A 16,509-nucleotide genomic window follows, 5' to 3' on the forward strand; every position below is an offset into this window, starting at 1 on the left:
ACCGGACCAGGCCTCCGCCGTGAGCGCCGACCGCAGAACCACGTCGACGCCGAGCGACGCGGGCGCCTGCCGCATCACGTCGCCGACGGCCTGCGCGGCGGCGAGCAGCAATTCGGCCGCGTCCGGTCCGAGCCGGTCCTCGACCATCCCGCGCAGGCGCGGCTGATAGTTGACGAACGTGACCGCCGCAGCGGGCACCGACCTGGGCAGGCTGGGCATCGGGACCAGGCGACCGGCGACGGCCGCGACGAACCCGGTCGTCACGGCGGCCAGCGCGAGAGACCGTTCGGCGAGTGTCACGTCGTCGCCGGGCAGTTCCCTCGGCCGGTCGCGGCCGGCGCCCGGGACCAGCGGCCGGGCGAGATCCTCGGCGCCCGTGATCACTGCGCACAGCTCGGCCACCGAGGGTCCGTTCTCGCCGACGGTCACGACCAGCCGCGACAACGCGTGGTTGAGTTCGGCCCGGTCCACGCCGTCGAGTCCGCGGACGGCGCCCAGAACTCCCGCCGCCACCTCGTCCCCGCGTGCCCCGTCGAGTCCGCGGACCTCGATCCAGGCGCGTCCGTGTCCGGAACTCGTGCGCCTGGCCGGGGTTCCCCCCACCACCTCGCTCGCGATCTGCGTCGCGGTCCGGGCGGTGGTGGTCACCAGATCGGCGGCGACGGCGCCCCCGTAGGCCGCGACTCCGAGTCCGACCCCGGCACCGCGCACCGGCAGAGACGCGGCGGTGAGGAGGTATCGACGTAGTCCCACGGCACCTACTGCGCGCGCGTGGAACGTCGCGAGGAAGATTTCTTCGCGGTGGACGCCGCGGATTTCTTGGCGGGCGCAGTCTTTCCGGGCGCCGATTTCTTGGCGGGCGCAGTTTTCCTGGCGGTCGCGGTTTTCGTGGCAGGCACCGATCTGGTGGCGGGCACAAGTGCCGTGTCGCGTGGGGTCGTGGAACGCCCTCGGAACTGCCGCAGGACGAGCGCGGCCCCTCCGACGGTCACCAACACGGGCCACTCGACCAGCCCCGCCGCACCGACGGCCGCCAACGTCAGCACGGCGACCGGCGTCGAACTACTCCCGCTCTCCATTCCGGAACGGACGCCGCCCGCCGCCCCGCGCACGCCGCCGACCACCCCGCCGACCGCGGCGCCTCCGACCGCCCCGACCGCACTCGTCGTCGCTTGTGCAGCACCTGTCACGGCGTGCACAGCGCCGTCGACGATTCGCATGATGAGCTCCCATCGGCCGTGGCCACAACCGCCGCCGACACCGGCGGCGTCACGACTGCGGTACCCACCTCAGGGTATTCTCAACCGCCTCACGCCGGAACAGATTTCAGGGAACTCTCAGAGAAACTCAGACACTGTTCTGCCCCAAGGGAATTCGCTCACCCTGTTCGGTGCGCCAGAACTCCCACCCGTCGTGGGTCTCCACGTCGCCGCTGATATGACTGGCAACGGCACCCGCAGCCGTCGTCGGGTCGGGGAACCGCCGGCCCTGCATCGGGCCGCGCATGATCTCCAGCGAATGCGTGCCGGGGTCGAACCGCCCGACCAGGCGGTACCCCTCGAAGTCGGCGACCACTTCGAGTCGGGTATCGATCAGTTCGTCCGACACCGCGGCAGCTTTCGCCGGCTTCTTCCGGGCGGATGCGTCGGCGAGCGCGTCCGCGCGCAACGTCGCCGCGGTGGTGGCACGCTGGGCGTCGCTGTAGCGGCTGGGGTCCTTCTCCCCCGCCAGCCCGAGCAGGTCCCAGCGTCCGCGGCCGTGCGCGACCCGGCTCAGCGGAATCGCGTGATGCCCGGTTCGCGTCCGGCCGGGTGTGTCCATCATCCACAGGTCCACCTCGGCGCGGATGTCGTCCGCGACCTCGGCGGAGGGCACGACGAAGAACTCCTCCGGGGTGCTCGCGAGGTCCACGAACACCCAGAACTGTGAGCCGGTGTCGTCGTCGTCGAGCGATTCGTCCTGTTTGCGGGCCTGCCAGTCGCCGCTCAGCTTGGAGCGCACCCGCACGACGCAACTCTTGCCGTCGTCGCCCCAGACCTGGACCGGGTTGCGACGTGAGTGGGTGAGCCGGACTGCTTTGCCGCCCCGTTCCACGACATCGGCGATGAAGGCCTGGATTCCCCGGCTGGCGGTGTCTTCCACTGTGTACGTGTCCGTCCGTGATTCTGCGTCCCGTACGCAGGTGGAGAGAGGTGCGGCGACGGGTTTGCGCAGCACGACTCGGCGTTCTTCTCCTCACCATACGTGCAGTGCCCGGCGAGCGGTGCTACCCGACCGGGCGGGCTGCTTCCGCGGCTTCGGCGAACAGCCACGACAGCACCAGCGCACCGGGGTCCACGACACCGCGCGCCGCCTCGCCGATGTAGCTGGCCCGGCCGCGCCTCGCGGTGAGGTCGGCGGTGGCCTCGGACCCGCGGGCGGACGCGTCCGTAGCCTCGGCCAGACCGCCGGCCAGGCTTCTCCCGGCGGCGACGGCCGATTCGAGGGCGGCGACGGCGGGGGCGATGGCGTCGATCATCGTCTTGTCTCCGGGTTGCGCCCCGCCGAGTTCCTGGATCGCGTCGAGGCCGGCGCGTGCCGCGGCGGCGATCGCCTTCAGGTCCAGACCGTGCGGCGCGTCGGCGGCCACCCGGAAGAACTGCCGGAACCAGACGCCGAACAGCGCTCCCGACGTGCCGCCGGCGTGGCCGAGGTAGGCGTCGGACAGCGACTCGAACACGGTCGCCGGGGCGTAGGTGCCGCGAATCTTCGAGACGTCGACGTGGTCGAGTGCGGCCACCATGTTGGTGCCGAAGTCGCCGTCGCCGGCGCGGCGGTCGAGGTCGGTGAGGTTCGGCTCCTCGGCGAGGACCTTCTCCACGAACGCGCCGATCCACCTGCCCACCGCCGCCCGGCCGAGCGCGTCGGCGGTGCCCGGAACATCCGCCTCGTCCTCGCGTGATGCGACCTTCGATCGGAACTGCATCCCGGATTCGTCTGGAACGCCACGGAACTCGCCGGCCGGGGCGTTGGGCCACCCCGGCGCCGAGGTCGGTGCGTCCCACAGGTCGAGGAGTTCGTCGTCGCAGCGCACCAGTGTGATGGACGCGCCGTCCATGTCGAGGGCGGTGACGAAACTGCCGACCAGCGAGCGGCGAATCACCACTCCCCGGTCGGCGAGGTAATCGGCGAGCTGACCGAACAGCAGTTGCAGTTCGAGCGGGTGGGCCGCGCCGAGCCCGTTGACGATCGCGATCACCGGATCCCCGCGCTGCACGCCGAGTGAGGCGAGGACGGGGTCGGTGAGCCGGCGGACCAGTTCCGCCGCGGGCATCGCCTCGACCCGTTCGGTTCCGCGTTCACCGTGAATGCCGATCCCCAGTTCGATCTGCCCGTCCGGGAGGTCGAACGACGGGGAGTTCGCCCCCGGCACTGTGCACGCCCGCAGGGCGACCGCCATGCTGCGGGCGTTCCGGGCGGTACGACGCCCGAACTCCGCGACGGCGGCGAGGTCGTCACCGCGTTCGGCCGAAGCGCCGCAGACCTTCTCGACGGCGATCGTGGCCGCGGTGCCGCGGCGTCCCGGACCGTCTTCCCGTTCGGAGGCCACGTCGTCGTCGACGAGGATGTGCTCGACCGTGATGCCGTCCTCCGCCGCCAGGTCGCCGGCGATGCGGAAGTTGAGGACGTCGCCGGTGTAGTTCTTCACGATGTGTACGACGCCGCCGCCCGCGTCCACGGCCCGGGTGGCGGCCCGCACCTGCAGCGCGTTGGGTGAGCTGAAGATCAGGCCGGGGCAGGCTCCGGTGAGCATGCCGCGGCCGACGAACCCGGCGTGCAGCGGTTCGTGCCCGGACCCACCGCCCGACAGCAACGCGACCTGCCCGGACGGCAACGGTTCCCGCCGCGTCAGATAACCCGGTTCCGGATGCCACTCGAGGTCGTCGGTGGTGGCGACGGCCCCGCGGAGCGCGTCGACGACGAAGGACTTGGGCGAGTTCAGGAACTGTGGGTGCGCCATGCCCCCAGGCTAAGCCCCCGCATGTGAGTGCCGCGGCGTGCCGGAACACACATTGTCACTCACGTGGGCGGCGGCAGCGAGCGCTTCCTCGAACTCCCGTTGCCCCGACCGCGATCCGAGCAGCAGCGCCAGCCGGGTCAGGAACCCTTCCCGGTCCGATTCGCCCGTCTGGTCGAGCGCCTCCGACAGTCCCATCCACACGTTCTCACGCAGCAACTCCTCCGGGCTCGCCGTCGTCTCCGTGTGCGCGGGGACGACGCCCGCCGCGGGGGCGGTCGCCGACTTCAGGTGCGCGTGCACGTCGCCGAGCAGGCACAGGTCGCGGACCCGGCACAGGACGAGCCCGTCGGGCCGGATGACGAAGCACTCGCCCGGGGACGCGCGCCGAGAGCCGCCGCGACCGCAGCGTCGGGGTCGTCGAGGACCGTCAGGTCGGCCGCCGCGTCCACCGCCGCGCCCGGAGCGGGGACGACGACCGCCCGCACCGACTCGGGTGACAGCGCCATCGCGAGCGCGGACGCGTGCGCGGCGAGCATCCGAGCACCGGCCGGGTCGACTCCGACACCCAGCACCGCGAAACCTGTTCCCCGGACGCGGTTCAGCGAAGACTCCACCGACCCCTCGGCGGTGACGACGCGCACGCGCCGATCCTCCAGCGGGTCCCCGGGCAGCACCCCGGTCGTGCCCTCTGCCACCGGCCACGTCAGCGGGGACAGATGCGCGTGCGTCGCACTGGACTGCCGCGGATTGATCAGGTGACCGAATTCCGGGCGGGTGGTGGCCAGTGCCAGCACCGCGTCGCGGGTGGTGCGGTAGCCGTGGCTGCCGGGCGACATGACGAGGGTCGACTTGCCCGCGTTGTCGACGTTCTGCTGCCAGGCGCCGCGACGCTCCGCCGAATACGCCTGCAGCAGGGCCTCGTCCGCGGTGCCGTGGACGACGGCGGCCAGGGTCCAGGCGAGGGTCTCGGCGTCCTCCATTCCGGAGTTCAGCCCGCGGACACCGAAGATCGGCACCAGGTGGGCTGCGTCGCCGGCGAACAGGATGCGACCGTGCGCGAAATCGTCCAGCGCGAGTGCGTGCGCTCGGTAGAAGCCGTGCCACTCGAGCGTCCACGGGACGTCGTTCTCGAGCCAGTCGAGGTGCCGGGTGATCCGGTCGCGGATGCGGTCTTCCTGCGTCTCGAGTTCGGCGTCGTCGGAGCTGTCGAGCTGGTAGTCGATGCGCCAGATGTCGCGGGGCTGCTGATGCATGATGATCGTCGAGCCGGGGTTGCTCGGCGGGTCGAACCACACCATCCGCTCGGCGGGCAGCGTCGATTCCCAGTGGATGTCGGCGATGACGTAGTTGCCCTGATAGCTGTTTCCCTGCAACCGAATTCCCGCGAGTTCACGCATGCGGCTGCGGCCGCCGTCGGCCGCGACCACCCATCGCGCACGGAGCCGGCGAGCACCGAAGGCGGTGTCGATGTCGAGTGTCACGTCGTCATCCGACCGCAGGATCCCGGCGACGCTCGACGACCAGTGGAACGTGATCAGCGGGTGCTCGAGCAGCGTGTCGGTCATGATCTGCTCGATCTCGGACTGCGACACGTTGACCATGGGACCACGGACGTCGTGCTCGCCGTGCGCCATCTCGAAGTGCAGCACCTGCTCGTCGCGGTAGAAGCTGCGGCCGCCCACCCAGGGGAGCACGATCTCGTCGAGTTTCGGTCCGAAGCCGAGCCGTGCCGCGACCTCCAGGCTGTGCCGGGAGATACAGATGGCGCGGCTGCCGAACGACACCTGGTCGGCGGCCTCGAGCACGGTCACCGGGATGCCGCGCTGGGCGAGACCGAGCGCGACCCCCATCCCGACCGGTCCGGCGCCAACGACGACGACGGGCAGGGCGTCGTCCGTTGCACCGGTCGACGCGAAATCCGTCGCCGGGTACTTCTGCGGCTGGAAGTAGGTGGACATCAGGCGGCCTCCGCTTTCTGTGCGGTCTTGTTCGTTTCCGGCAGCAGCAGGATCGCGACGAGACTGACCACGGCGATCACTACGAAGTAGGCGCTGATCGCCACGGAACTCCCGAAGGCCCCGAACAGCCACGTCGCCATGAACGGTGCCAGCCCGCCGCCGAGGATGGCGCCGATCTGGTATCCGAGAGACGCTCCGCTGTACCGGATGTGGGCGGGGAAGAGCTCCGCGAACAGCGCGGACTGCGGTCCGGCGGTGGTGCCGAGCACCGCGGCCATCACGACCATCGCGAGGAGCATGACCGGGAGCGACGCCGTGTCGATCAGCGGGAAGAACGCCGCAGCGACGATCACCAGCGCGATCGAACTCCACGTGTACACGCGGCGCCGGCCCAGCACGTCCGACTTCCAGGCCGAGACCGCCATGCCCGCCATCCACACCGGGCATGCGACGATCAGCAGGGTGAGCATCGTGGCCCTGCTGAAGCCGAGTTCCGTCGTGCCGTAGGTCAGCACGTAGACCATGAAGACGTAGGCGATGCCGTTGGTCGCGATGAACGTGCCCGCGGCGAGCAGCACGGTCCGCCAGTTCTTCGTGAGTACCTCGACGATCGGCATCTTCACGATCGTGTCGGTCTCCTTGGCCTCGGCGAAGGCCGGGGATTCGAAGACGCCGAGGCGAATCCACATCGCGACGCCGACGAGCACGGCGCTCATGAGGAACGGCACACGCCAGCCCCAGGTCTGGAACGCGTCGTCGGACAGCAACTGCGTGACGCCGAGGAACACGACGTTCGCCATGATCACACCGGCCGGGACACCCATCTGCGGGGCGGCGCCGTACAGTCCGCGCTTGCCTTCGGGTGCATGTTCGGTGGCCATGAGAACGGCGCCACCCCACTCGCCGCCGACGCCGATGCCCTGGACGAACCGCAACGTCACCAGCAGGATGGGTGCGGCCACCCCGATCGCCTCGAAATTCGGGAGCAGGCCGATGCCGACGGTCGCGGCACCCATCATCGTCAACGACAGCACCAGCATCGACTTGCGTCCGATGCGGTCACCGAAGTGGCCCATGACGACGCCGCCGATGGGGCGGGCGATGAAGCCGACCGCGAAGGTGGCGAACGCGGCCAGGGTTCCGGCGAACGTGGACGCGCCGGGGAAGAATTGTGGTCCGATCACCAGGGCCGCGGCGGTGCCGTAGATGAAGAAGTCGTACCACTCGATCGCGGTGCCGACGAAGCTCGACAGGACTGCCCTGCGCGCTTCCTTGGGGGACACCGTCGGTGTCGCCTCGGTGATTGCCGTCATCGTCTGCCTTCCCGGTTCTGCTGCGCACACTTCTCGCGCTACGAGAAAACAATGACCGCGCTCACAAGCTTTGAAAAGCGGGACTATCCCCCCATCAATTGCAGAAAATCCGTGGAAGGAGCGATTGTGCTGTTCAGGCCGACACGAATCGGATGAAGGCCCGCGCGACTCTGCTCAGCGTGGCCTCCTGATGCCACGCGACGACCACCGCCACCGATGCCGGCTTCGGGTCGGCGATCGGTTTCACCACGACGGGCAGACCCTCGTAGGTGACATCCACCCGGGGGCGCTGAAGCAGCAGGGTCCATCCGAGACCGCGCCCGACGAACGCCCGGGCCGTCTCGAAGTTCGCCGTCCGGTACGCCACCCGCGGCGCGAAACCGGCCTCCCGGCAGACGTCCATCGCGTGGTTGGTGCTCGGCGGCGCATCGAGCAGCACCATCGGGTGCTCGGCCAGATCGGCGAGTCGCACCGGCCCATCGCCTCCCGCCAGCGGATGCTCCGCCCCGAGCACCACCATCGGCTCGCGGGTCATCAACGGCACCGTCTGCCAGTCCGGGGACAGGTCGAGTTCGTAGACGATGGCGACATCCAGTTCGCCGCCCTCGAGTTCCGTCCGCAACCGGTTCTGGGTGTCTTCCCGGAACTCGACCGACGCCCGCGGGTACTCGGTGGTGAACGCGTACAGCATCGACGGCAGAATCGTAGGACCGAGCGCCGGATAGCAGCCGACGGCGATCGGTCCGGCGACGACGCCGCCCTCCCCCGACGCGTCGGCCTGCAACTCCCCCGCCTGCTGCAGCAGGGCCCGCGCCCGCGACAGCACCGCCTCTCCCGTGGGTGTCAGTTGCACTCCGCGGGCGCGTCGGCGCACGCACAGTTGTGCCTTCAGCGCCTTCTCGAGGTCTGTCACCGCCGCGGACAACGCCGACTGCGACAGGTGCATCCGCTCAGCCGCGCCGCTGATCGTGCCCGTCTCCGCGACGGCGACGAACGCCGCCAGTTGGCGCATGGTGTACGCGGGGACGTTGTCGGAGCGGGGCATGGAAGAACGGTAGCGCGGACGGGCTCGAGAGAACCGAAGTCCCGGCCCCTGCTCCGGTGTTAATGTTGACGCAGTTCGCTGCGAAAGGCGCACGTCGATGAGTAGATTCACTCGAAGAATGAGTTCGGCCATCGTGACGCTGACGCTCACTGCCGCCGCTCTGGTCGTCTCACCGCCGCTGGTCCATGGTTTCGCCGAGGACATCTGTTACACCGAAGACGGAGCGCCACCGCACAACTGCGCTCCCCTGCCCACCGAATGCCCGCTGAACGACCCCAACGGGCCGATCTGCGGCGTCGAGGCGTTCGCACGATACGGGTTCACGTTGCGCCGCCCGCTCGGCGGACGGAGTCTCGTGCACTCGGATTCGACGTACATCATCGCCCGCACCGTCGGATTCTCGGAGCGGGACGCGTATTGGATCGCGGCGTACGACGAAGCGACCGACCTCGGCACGTTCGCGCCGCGAGACATCAACGGCCGACTCGTCCCCGACGCCGACGCACTGACCACCAAGGACATCAGCGGTCTGGTGCGCACACACTTCGCCACCGGCGGGTTCCTCTTCCACTTCCTGCCCACGGTGCGCACCCCGTCGGACCCCCTGCCCAACGGGTTGCGGCCGGACATCGGCGATCCGCAACACGAGGTCATGCTCACGCACCTGCGCCGCTGGGCCATGGCCGGGCCGGGAAGCGACGTCCCGTTGTGCACAGGAGGTTTCACGAACCCCTCCACCGAGGGCGACTATGCCACGGGCGCAACGTGTTACGGCGGCCCGCAGCCCGTTCAGATCAACGGCACGTACAGCGTGGAGACCCCGGTCGCCATCCCCTTCACCAACGACACCGGGGAGCAGGTCATCTCCGACACCGTCCGGTCGTCTCAGTTCGACTCCTGGATCGGCAGCGATTCCTGGAACGCGAGGACGGGCATCTACATTCATGCTCTGGGTGATCGCATCTCGCACCACGTCTGCACCGATGCCGGAACGGTCACGCCGCCCAGCCCGGAAAGCCAGGACTTTCGGATCGATCTGAACGTGCCCACCTGCGATCAGGGTCCGCACGCGGTCCGACACGAGTACGAGACGGGTGTGGATTTCGCCGGGCTCGCACCGGAAGACAGGACGACCGAGGCGGCGCTGTCGATGGTGTACGACGAACTCGTCGCGTTCGCGCGGGAGCGCGGCACGCTCGATCCGCGCGCCACGACGCCTGCGACCAAGAACGCACTCCTGACCGACGGACTGCTGCCGGCGCTCGAGATCCGGGAACCGGTCGAGCGGTTGACAGCGGTCACCGTCGTCGGCTGCCGGAGCGGCGTTCCGGCGTTCCCGGGAAACCCGGTGTGTCCCGCGTGATCGCGAAATGGGAGATGTTCTGCTGACGCGTCAGCGGGCCGCCGGCACCTGCGCGAGAACGTCCCGGGTCGCGGCGACGAGTCGCGCGAGCCACGCGTCCGTGCCGACGGCCCGCCGAAGTGGTTCGTTCGGCAGTTCGATGCTCACCGGCAGGTCCGCGGGCAACGTGGACCAGATACCGGCGAGATCGATACCCCCCGTCCCCGGCACCAGTCGCTCCTCGCGCGCGTGGCGGATCAACTCGGCGTCGTCGGTGGGCGCCGGAGTGGAGCCGTCGCACATCTGCGCGTAGTGCAGCCACTCGCGTGGGATCGCCGCCAGGTCGCCCCGGGTGGTCGTCGAGCGGGCCGTGTGCAGCGCGTCGACGAGGACACTGCGCGCGGGACCGTCGGCCTGCGACACGATCTCGACGGCCGCGGCCGCGTCAGGTACGGCGGTCCACGGCATGAATTCGAGGCTCGCGACGATGCCGTACGTCGCGCACAGTTCCGCGAGCCGGGCATAGGAGTCGGTGAGCCGGGCGCGGTCGCGGTCGTCGCCGCCGACGAGAACCGCTCTCGCGCCGAGTCGCGCACCGGCCTCCAGGAGGGGGACATATGCCTTTGGGTCGAAATCGGCACCAAGACGGATGATTTCGAGGTCGAAAACCTCGATCGGCGAGTCGTCGAGCCGCCGCACGAGCGTGTCGAGCGCGGCGTCGTTCTCGTGCAGCGGATACGCGGTGGTGCCCGGCGCCGCGGGCAGCAACCGGATGCCGATGGTGTCGAACCCGTGCTTCTCGGCAAGGTCCACCTGCCCGAGCGGAGCCGTGTCCAGGACGGTGAGTGCGGCGAGGCCGAGTCGGGCGGTCATCGGGAAACTCCTGTCGTCGAGGCGAGCCGGCGACCGGTGAGGTAGCCGAAGGTCATGGCCGGTCCGAGGTTGATGCCACCGGACGGGTAGTGGCCGCCCATCACGCTGGACTGGTCGACTCCGACGGCGAACAGGCCGTCGACGGGCTGGTTTTCGTCGTTCAGCACCCGCGATGCCGCGTCGGTCACCAGCCCGGCGAACGTCCCGAAGCTGCCGGGCACGACCTTCACCGCGTAGAACGGCCCCTGTTCGAGCGGGGCGAGCGCTGGGTTCGGCCACGGGTTGTCGGGGTCTCCGGAGCCGGCGGTGAACGGGGTTGTGCCACGATCGAACTCGGGGTCGACGCCGTCGCGGGCCCCCTCGTTGAATGCGGCGACCGTCTTCTCCAGGCCGTCCGGGTCGACGCCGATCTTCTCGGCGAGTTCGCGCACCGTGCGGCCGCGGGTCAGGTACCCCGACTTCAGATACGGCCACGTGGGGATCGGGAGCGGCTTGGCCATCCCCAGCGGGAAGTACCGCAGGTACCGCTGGTCCGCGATCAGCCAGGAGCAGACCTCCTCGCCGTCGGGCACCTGCTCGACCATCGCGAGGGTGTAGTCGTGGTACCCGAGTCCCTCGTTGACGAAGCGGCGTCCGTCGGCGAGAACGCCGATGGCGCCGGGCTTTCCGCGGTCCAGGATGTGCGGGAACACGCCTTCCTTGCCGTTGCGGTACCGGATGATCGACACGGGGCAGTATGCCACGGGTGACGCGAGCGAGCGGTCCAGCCGGCCGCCGGCGGATTCGCCGAGCGTGATGCCGTCGCCGGTGGTCGTCGACGGGGTGAGTGTCCAGTGCTCGCGCCCCGTGGGTGTGCGGGGGAAGAGTTCGCGGCGCCGGTCCAGGTCGTGGGAGAAGCCGCCCGTTGCGAGGACGACTCCGCGGCGGGCGTGCACGGTGTACGCGCCGTCGGGACCCGCCAGCCGAACACCCGTGACGCGACCGTCGGAGTCGGTGGTCAGCGCGGTGGCCGCCGTGCCGACCCGGATCTCGACACCCGCGTCCAGCGCCGACCGCAGCAGCCGGCCGACCAGCGCGGTGCCGTTGACGAGGTGCTGGCCGCGCCGCGTGGTCGCGAGGTCGAGCAGGTGCGTGGAGACCCGCCGGGCGCAGTGCACGAACGCCTTCGCCGAGCGCGTCGAGTGCAGGAACGCCTGCAGGTCGGGGCCGGCCATGATGCCCATTCCGAGGAACGACGTCTCGTAGAGCTGGCGACGCAGCAGAGCCGCGACGTCGGGTCCGAGCTTGCGCAGTCTCACCGGCTTCGGGCCGACGGAGCGGTGACCGGTACCGGCGCCGGGGGTGTCGCCGTGGATGTCGGCGATCTTCGCGCCGGGCACGAACTGCAGGGCCGTCTGCCTCTCGAAGAACTCCACCATCTCGGGGGCGCCGTCGAGAAGGGCGTCCACCTTGGCGGCGTCGAAGTTGTCGCCGAGCCGGTGCTCGAGGTAGGTGCGCGGCAGCGCGCGGTCCTCGTTCACGCCGTCCGCGTGCGCGAACAGGTTCCGCGGCGTCCACATCCAGCCGCCGGACCACGCCGTGGCGCCGCCGCACGTCTCCGCCTTCTCGGCGACGAGGACGGACGCGCCGCCGTGCGCCGCCGCGATCGCGGCGGAGAGACCGCCCGCGCCGGAGCCGATGACGACGACGTCATAGGTGGTGGTGTCGGGGGTCATCAGTTCTCCTTGGTGGTGGCGAGGGCCGGGACGGGCGCGAGGTTCACGACCCGGCCGGTGCGGGACGATTCGTAGACGGCGGCGACGATCGCGAGGGAGGCGCGGGCGTCGCGTCCGGTGACGGCGGGCTCTCGGCCGGTGAGGACGGCGTCGGCGAAGTCCTGCACCTGGAGGGTGTGGAAATCGGCGAGTCCGGCGTTGACGTCACCGACATCGAGGTTGGCGTGGACGTCGGGCGTGAACGGGGCGCGGAACTCCAGTTCCCCGGGGACGGTCCAGATCTCGTTGACACCCTCCCGGCCTTCCGGGAACTCGAGGACGCTGGCGATCGCGCCGGTCTGCCCGATCACGGTGACCCGGTTGCCGAGATTGTGGTTGGCACCGGTGGTCGCGGTGACGGTGGCCGTGCCGCCCGATGCGAACGAGACGACGGCCGAGGCGCTGTCCTCGGTCTCGATGTGCTCGCCGTGCGTGTGGGTGCGGATGAAGCCGCTCACCGAGACCGCCTCGCCCATGAACCACTGCAGCATGTCGATCTGGTGCACGGCCTGGGTCATGAGGACGCCGCCGCCGTCGGTGTCCCACCGCCCGCGCCACGCGTCGGCGGAGTAGTACGTCGACGGACGGTGCAGGATGACCGAGGCCTCGCCGAGCACCGGGACCCCGAGACGGCCGTCGTCGATCGCGGTCTTGATCCGCCGGGCGGCGGGCCAGAACCGACGCTGGAACAGCACTCCGAACGTGACGCCGGCGCGGTCGGCGGCCTCGATCATCCGGTCGGCCGCGGCGACGTCGACGGCGATCGGCTTCTCGCACAGCACGTGGATGCCGGCCTCGGCCGCCGCGACGACCACCTCTTCGTGGACGGGATGCGGGGTGCAGACGGTGCACGCGTCGAGACCGAGTGCGAGCAGTTCCGCGACCGAGCCGACGGCCCGCGCGATGCCGTGCGCCGCCGCGAACTCCTGGGCCCGCTCCAGGTCGGGGTCGCAGCACCCGACCACCTCGATGCCGGGCACCTGCTGCAGTGCCTGGGCGTGGTTGCCGGCGATCTTGCCGCAGCCGACGATGCCGATTCGTAGTGCCATCAGAAGTGCTCCTCGGTGTCGACGTCCCGGGCGGCGGTCTCGCCGCGGTCGAGACGGTTCAGGGCGGCCACGTCGTCGGCGGTGAGCCGCACGTCGAGGGCGGCCAGATTCTCGGCCTGGCGGGCCGGATTCGCGGACCGGGCCACCGGCACCACGCCCTGCGCGCGATGCCACGCCAGGATCACCTGCGCGGGTGTGCAGTCGAGGCGCCGTGCGGTGTCGACGACGACCGGGGCGCCCAGGACCTCGCCGCGTCCCAGCGGGCTCCACGACTGGGTGAACACCCCGAGTTCGTCGTTGACGCGCCGGACAGGCAGCCGGGCGAGGGTCGGGTCCATCTGAATCTGGTTGACGGCCGGTGCCTCTCCGGTCTCGTCGACGATGCGGCGCAGATGCTTCTCCAGGAAGTTGGAGACACCGACGTACCGGATGAGCCCGGCGTCCCGGCAGGCGAGCATCGCCTCGAACGCCGCCACGTACCGATCGAGACGCGGGAGCGGCCAGTGGATGAGGAACAGGTCGAGCCGTTCGAGACCCAGGCGCTCCAGGCTGCGTTCGAGTGCGCCGCGGATGTCGCCCGAGACGTGATCGCTCCCCCGGAGTTTCGTGGTGACGAACAGGTCGTCCCGCGGCACTCCGCATTCCCCGATCGCGACGCCGACGGCGTCCTCGTTCTCGTAGATCGCGGCGGTGTCGATCAGGCGGTAGCCGGCCTCGACGCCGGCGAGGACGGCCCGGGTGGCGTCCGCGCCGGTCAGCGGCCAGGTGCCGAGACCGAGGGGCGGGATCACCATCATGCGCTCACCGCCTCGCGGGCAGCGGCGGCGGCCGTGATCTTCGCGGCGACGTCGGCGGCGGTGACGATCGCGGCGTGGAGGGAGCCACCGTCGCCACTGGCGTCGCCGACCGTGTGGACGCCGAGTCGCGGTTCCAGCGATCGGAGTTCGGTGAGCAGATCGGAACGCGGCTCGATGCCGTGCGAGATCAGCAACTCGCCGGGCGCGTCGACCGTGCGTTCCACACCGCCCGTCGAGATCACCACCCGATCCTCCTGGACCCGCGTCACGATCGACGACAGGTGGGTGGTGAGGTTCTCGCTCGCCGCGAGCCTCGGGAGCAGCACGATCTTGCCGCGTCGGCCGACGTCGTGGGCGATGGTCTCCTGCGGTCCGATCATGACCACCGTCGTGCCGCGGAGCAGCAGGTCGTCGGCGACGGCCGCAGCCTCGCGGTCGGCGCCGAAGATCGTGATCGATTCGGGCGCGGACTCTTCGGAGGCGAGGAAGTCACGAATGTCCCGGATCCGTCGCAGTTCGGCCCCGGGCAGGTCGACCTCGGGTCCGCGCCCGCCGGTCGCGAGCACGATGGCGTCGAAGTCCGAGGCGGCCAGTGAAGTGGCGTCGACCCGGGTGCCGGTGTGGCAGGCGACGTCGAGGTCGGCGAGTTCGGCGAGATACCAGTCGACGATCCGCGCGTACTCCGGGTACTCGTGCAGCCGCGATGCCAGCGCGAAATCACCGCCGAGGCTCTCGCGTTCGTCGTAGAGGTCGACGCGGTGGCCCGCGAGGGCGAGGTCGCGGGCGGCCGCCATCCCCGAGGGGCCGCCGCCGACGACCGCGACACGCACGGGCAGGTCCGCCGGCGTCGACGGCTGCGCGAGTTCGCGGCCCACCCACGGGTTGACCGAACACGGAACGGGCCCGGCGGCAAGGCTGTCGATGCAGTAGTTGCACGCGATGCACGGGCGGTACCGGGCGCCGTCCAGCGCACGGTTCGGGAAGTCGGGGTCGGCGTGCAGCGTGCGGGCCATGCTGACGAAGTCGGCCTGCCCGGATTCGATGATCTGCGCCGCCGCCTCCGGGGAATTGATCCGGCCGGCGACACCCACCGGGAGATCGAAGTCCCGTGTGTACTGCTCGGAGTAGGGGGCCAGGAGGCCGCGCGGCCACTCGCCCGGCTGGATGATCCATTGCCCGGACTCGTAGTTGCCGGCCGAGACGTCGAGGAAGTCGAGTCGGCCGGTGTCGATCGCGTCGATGCGCGCCCGGGTGGTCTCGGCGTCGAGACCGCCGTCGATCCCTTCGAATGCCGAGAACCGCAGTCCCAGGGCGATACCCGGGGCCATCGTGCGGACTGTGTCGATGATGCGGTTGACGAACAGTGTCGGGTCGGCCCACTCGTCGTCGCGGTGATTGTAGGCGGGCGAGAGGAACTGGTGGATGAGGTAGCCGTGCCCGCCGTGCAGGGACAGCACGTCGACCCCGGCCTTCTGGCAGCGCACGGCCGCCTCACCGAAGCTCTCGATGATGTGCTCGATGTCGTCGCTCTCGAGTTGCTCGGGCATCTCGCCGCCGACCACCGCGCACGGGATGGGTGTCGGTGCGACGGGGACGAAGCCGTTCACCGCGCCCTGCGCGGTACGGCCGCCGTGGTTGAGTTCGACGCCCACGAGCGCACCGTGCGCATGAATCGCGGCGGCCATCTTCGCGATGCCGGGAATGCGTTCGTCGACGTCGACGCCCATCTGCCGGATGCGGCCCTTGCCGTCGGCGCGGACGTAACTGGCCTCGGTGAACACGAGAGCGGCCCCGCCCGCGGCGCGTCGCTCGAGGTACGCGATGTAGTCGTCGGTCATCGTGCCGTCGACGTCGCAGTAGTTGCGTTCCATCGGCGCCGACACGAAACGGTTGCGCAGTCGCAGGCCGCCGAGGTCGAGTGGTGCGGCGAACGGCAGTGGCGCGGTCATCGGGACTCCTCGAGAAGGGTCGGGACACCCTGCTCGGCGAGGAGTTCACCGAGGTGGCGTCGCATGCGTTCGGGATCGGGCCGGACCCCGGTGACGAGGGCGAACGTGTCGGCGGCCTGCGCGACGAGCATCTGTCCGCCGTCGAGCACCGGACAGCCGAGGACTGTTGCGGCCGAGAGCAGTTCGGTGTGCAGCGGGCGGTACACGATGTCCGCGACCCACAGGCCGGGGTGCAGCGCGCCGGTGTCGAACGGGGTTCCCGGGTGACCGACCATGCCGACGGGTGAGGCGTTGACGACGCCGTCACAGGACGGCAGGTCGTCGGGGATCGCGGCGATCGGAATCGGTGTGGCCCGGGTCGACGGGAACGCCGCGGCGACCCGGGAGCACACATCGGCGGCGCGGGCGGGGTCGGCGTCGGCGACCCGC

11 protein-coding genes and 3 pseudogenes are annotated in these 16,509 nt (G+C 70.2%); 1 reads left to right on the plus strand and 13 read right to left on the minus strand.

All coding sequences use genetic code 11. The features are described from left to right. From RJ1_RS42355 to RJ1_RS42385, 7 genes and pseudogenes are all read right to left on the minus strand, one after another. A pseudogene (locus tag RJ1_RS42355) lies at nt 1–753 on the minus strand (cation-translocating P-type ATPase); the annotation flags it as partial. Nucleotides 754–758: 5 nt separating this feature from the next. Continuing rightward, nucleotides 759–1,220 (minus strand): hypothetical protein, encoded by a 462-nt coding sequence (locus tag RJ1_RS42360; protein ID WP_073370166.1) that lies wholly within the window; start codon nt 1,218–1,220, stop codon nt 759–761. A 127-nt stretch (nt 1,221–1,347) separates the two neighbouring features. Continuing rightward, on the minus strand, nt 1,348–2,142 hold the full coding sequence (locus RJ1_RS42365; protein ID WP_073370194.1) for a hypothetical protein: 795 nt from the start codon (nt 2,140–2,142) through the stop codon (nt 1,348–1,350). Between the two features lie 124 nt (nt 2,143–2,266). Further along, entirely contained in the window at nt 2,267–4,000 is a 1,734-nt protein-coding gene (locus RJ1_RS42370) for a dihydroxyacetone kinase family protein (RefSeq protein ID WP_073370169.1), read from the minus strand. 9 nt (nt 4,001–4,009) lie between these two features. Further along, a pseudogene (locus tag RJ1_RS42375) lies at nt 4,010–5,958 on the minus strand (FAD-dependent monooxygenase). Beyond that, nucleotides 5,958–7,271, minus strand: coding sequence for an MFS transporter (locus tag RJ1_RS42380; protein ID WP_073370172.1), 1,314 nt, complete (start codon nt 7,269–7,271; stop codon nt 5,958–5,960). The pseudogene RJ1_RS42375 and the gene RJ1_RS42380 overlap by 1 nt, the downstream one beginning before the upstream one ends. A 133-nt stretch (nt 7,272–7,404) precedes the next feature. Next, entirely contained in the window at nt 7,405–8,316 is a 912-nt protein-coding gene (locus RJ1_RS42385) for a LysR substrate-binding domain-containing protein (protein WP_073370175.1), read from the minus strand. 97 nt (nt 8,317–8,413) lie between these two features. On the opposite strand from RJ1_RS42385, the gene RJ1_RS42390 reads away from it, so the two are divergent. Then, nucleotides 8,414–9,679 carry a hypothetical protein gene (locus tag RJ1_RS42390; RefSeq protein ID WP_073370178.1) on the plus strand — a complete coding sequence of 422 codons (1,266 nt, stop codon included), beginning with the start codon at nt 8,414–8,416 and terminating at the stop codon, nt 9,677–9,679. A 30-nt stretch (nt 9,680–9,709) separates the two neighbouring features. On the opposite strand, the gene RJ1_RS42395 is transcribed toward RJ1_RS42390, so the two are convergent. The 6 genes and pseudogenes from RJ1_RS42395 to RJ1_RS42420 form a co-directional block, all read right to left on the minus strand. Then, nucleotides 9,710–10,531 carry a sugar phosphate isomerase/epimerase family protein gene (locus RJ1_RS42395; protein WP_073370181.1) on the minus strand — a complete coding sequence of 274 codons (822 nt, stop codon included), beginning with the start codon at nt 10,529–10,531 and terminating at the stop codon, nt 9,710–9,712. Next, complete coding sequence (locus RJ1_RS42400) at nt 10,528–12,246, minus strand: FAD-dependent oxidoreductase (protein ID WP_073370184.1); 1,719 nt, start codon at nt 12,244–12,246, stop codon at nt 10,528–10,530. The genes RJ1_RS42395 and RJ1_RS42400 overlap by 4 nt, the downstream gene beginning before the upstream one ends. Further along, a complete protein-coding gene (locus RJ1_RS42405; protein ID WP_073370187.1) occupies nt 12,246–13,334 on the minus strand; it encodes a Gfo/Idh/MocA family protein in 1,089 nt (362 codons plus the stop codon). The genes RJ1_RS42400 and RJ1_RS42405 overlap by 1 nt, the downstream gene beginning before the upstream one ends. Continuing rightward, entirely contained in the window at nt 13,334–14,131 is a 798-nt protein-coding gene (locus RJ1_RS42410; protein WP_073370189.1) for an aldo/keto reductase, read from the minus strand. Before RJ1_RS42410 ends, RJ1_RS42405 begins: the two co-directional genes overlap by 1 nt. Beyond that, on the minus strand, nt 14,128–16,080 hold the full coding sequence (locus RJ1_RS42415; protein WP_073370192.1) for an oxidoreductase: 1,953 nt from the start codon (nt 16,078–16,080) through the stop codon (nt 14,128–14,130). Before RJ1_RS42415 ends, RJ1_RS42410 begins: the two co-directional genes overlap by 4 nt. Beyond that, a pseudogene (locus RJ1_RS42420) lies at nt 16,077–16,509 on the minus strand (shikimate dehydrogenase); the annotation flags it as partial. The pseudogene RJ1_RS42420 and the gene RJ1_RS42415, both read right to left, overlap by 4 nt.

Origin of the sequence: Rhodococcus jostii NBRC 16295, from assembly GCF_001894825.1 — a bacterium.
GTDB classification, from domain to species: Bacteria; Actinomycetota; Actinomycetes; order Mycobacteriales; family Mycobacteriaceae; genus Rhodococcus_F; species Rhodococcus_F jostii.

Coding starts and splice junctions, on each gene's coding strand:
- RJ1_RS42360 (WP_073370166.1), bottom strand. CDS start 1,220: ATGCGAATCGTCGACGGCGCTGTGCACGCCGTGACAGGTGCTGCACAA.
- RJ1_RS42380 (WP_073370172.1), bottom strand. CDS start 7,271: ATGACGGCAATCACCGAGGCGACACCGACGGTGTCCCCCAAGGAAGCG.
- RJ1_RS42395 (WP_073370181.1), bottom strand. CDS start 10,531: ATGACCGCCCGACTCGGCCTCGCCGCACTCACCGTCCTGGACACGGCT.
- RJ1_RS42400 (WP_073370184.1), bottom strand. CDS start 12,246: ATGACCCCCGACACCACCACCTATGACGTCGTCGTCATCGGCTCCGGC.
- RJ1_RS42370 (WP_073370169.1), bottom strand. CDS start 4,000: ATGGCGCACCCACAGTTCCTGAACTCGCCCAAGTCCTTCGTCGTCGAC.
- RJ1_RS42410 (WP_073370189.1), bottom strand. CDS start 14,131: ATGATGGTGATCCCGCCCCTCGGTCTCGGCACCTGGCCGCTGACCGGC.
- RJ1_RS42415 (WP_073370192.1), bottom strand. CDS start 16,080: ATGACCGCGCCACTGCCGTTCGCCGCACCACTCGACCTCGGCGGCCTG.
- RJ1_RS42405 (WP_073370187.1), bottom strand. CDS start 13,334: ATGGCACTACGAATCGGCATCGTCGGCTGCGGCAAGATCGCCGGCAAC.
- RJ1_RS42390 (WP_073370178.1), top strand. CDS start 8,414: ATGAGTAGATTCACTCGAAGAATGAGTTCGGCCATCGTGACGCTGACG.
- RJ1_RS42385 (WP_073370175.1), bottom strand. CDS start 8,316: ATGCCCCGCTCCGACAACGTCCCCGCGTACACCATGCGCCAACTGGCG.